Source organism: Mesorhizobium sp. M1406, from assembly GCF_040317555.1.
Lineage (GTDB): Bacteria > Pseudomonadota > Alphaproteobacteria > Rhizobiales > Rhizobiaceae > Mesorhizobium.
Map to the genome: position 1 here is coordinate 1 of NZ_JAMYKW010000199.1, position 564 is coordinate 564.

Annotated in this window: 1 protein-coding gene; it reads left to right on the top strand. The window is 66.1% G+C overall.

What is annotated here, in order from left to right; genetic code table 11:
- Positions 1–564: oxidoreductase (locus NKH03_RS34935; protein ID WP_502913591.1), on the top strand; the 564-nt coding region annotated here is incomplete at both ends.

The window sequence follows — 564 nt, forward strand, 5'->3', positions numbered from 1 at the left end:
CCTATACCCTCGGCTCGCTGACCCTCTCCAATCGTATCGTCATGGCGCCCCTGACGCGCAATCGCGCTGGCCCGGGCTTCGTTCCGGGCGATCTTGCCGCCGAGTATTACGGCCAGCGGGCCTCGGCCGGCCTGCTGATCTCCGAGGCCACGCAGATCTCGCGGCAGGGACAAGGTTACCAAGACACGCCCGGCATCTACTCCCAGGCTCAGATCGACGGCTGGCGCAAGGTCACGACAGCCGTGCACGCCAAGGGCGGACGTATCTTCCTGCAGCTCTGGCATGTTGGTCGCGTCTCGCACGTCGATCTGCAGGCGAACGGCGCCGCGCCCGTGGCGCCCTCGGCAATCCGGGCCGCGACCAAGACGTTCGTGAACAACGGCTTTGCCGAGGTTTCGGAGCCCCGCGCGCTGGCGCTCGACGAGCTTGCGGGGATCGTCAACGATTTCCGGCAAGCAGCCGCGAACGCCATTGAGGCGGGCTTCGATGGCGTCGAGATTCATGGCGCCAACGGCTATCTGCTGGACCAGTTCGCCAAGGACGGTGCCAATGTCCGCACGGATG